This window comes from Dryocola clanedunensis, from assembly GCF_038405435.1.
Taxonomy (GTDB): Bacteria; Pseudomonadota; Gammaproteobacteria; order Enterobacterales; family Enterobacteriaceae; genus Dryocola; species Dryocola clanedunensis_A.
In genome coordinates this window covers 1-848 of record NZ_JBBYHZ010000057.1, presented here as the reverse complement: position 1 = coordinate 848, position 848 = coordinate 1, and the positions used below count along the sequence as shown (strand labels likewise).

Genomic DNA, 848 nt, shown 5'->3' with positions numbered 1-848 from the left:
AGGGCCAGATGGCCGACGTTTTCCGGGTGGAAGCCGTCCACGTCCTTGCGCGGGTCGATCCGGTGGATCAGGCGGTTGGCGTCCGGGATGCCCGGCAGCGGCAGCTGGACCAGGATGCCGTGGATCTTGGGATCGGCGTTGAGCTGGTCGATCAGGGTCAGCAGTTCGGCCTCGGTGGTGCCGGCCGGCAGGTCGTAATCGAAGGCTTCGATGCCCACTTTCTCGGCCGCACGGCGCTTGTTGCGCACGTACACGGTCGAGGCCGGGTCGCCACCCACCAGCACCACGGCCAGGCCCGGACGGCTGCCACCGGCAGCCAGGCGGGCATCGACCCGGACCTTGAGGCTGTCCAGCAGGTCTTCGGCGATGCGGCGGCCGTCGAGAATGCGGGCGGAAGAGACGGTGTCGGGGGTCGGTGAGCTCATCGAGGGCGGCAGGCGTGGGGGCGACGGTCGGCTATTGTCCCTGATTCGGCCCGCCCCGCCCACCGGTAGTGCCGGCGCCTTATTCTTCTTCGGGCACCTGGTCGGCGTTGAGCGTGCGCGCTTTGCGCTTGGGCGCAGTGAACGGCGTGGGCGTCGGCACGCCCGGCAACGCGCTGCCGAACACCATGTGCGCGCCGGCGCGCAGGTCGCCGCCCGCCATCTCCAGCTCGAAGCGTTCGGCATCCCGCTCGCGGATCTGCTCGGCGATCTCGCGCGCATCATCCGGATCGGCACCCAGCTCCATCAGCGCAGCCTGGCCAAACTGCAGGGCCGATTCGAAGGTCTCGCGGATCTGGAAGTCCACGCCGGCATGGATCAGGCGCAGCGAATGTTCGCGATCGAACGAGCGCACCAGCAGCTTGG

1 protein-coding gene and 1 pseudogene are annotated in these 848 nt (G+C 69.1%); both read right to left on the bottom strand.

The window, feature by feature from the left end; all coding sequences use genetic code 11:
* Positions 1-425 (bottom strand): tetrahydrofolate dehydrogenase/cyclohydrolase catalytic domain-containing protein (locus AAE045_RS23340; RefSeq protein ID WP_455549698.1); only part of this gene is annotated, 425 nt, incomplete at its 3' end.
* Positions 426-504: 79 nt separating this feature from the next.
* Positions 505-848 (bottom strand): annotated as a pseudogene (locus AAE045_RS23335) (hypothetical protein); the annotation flags it as partial.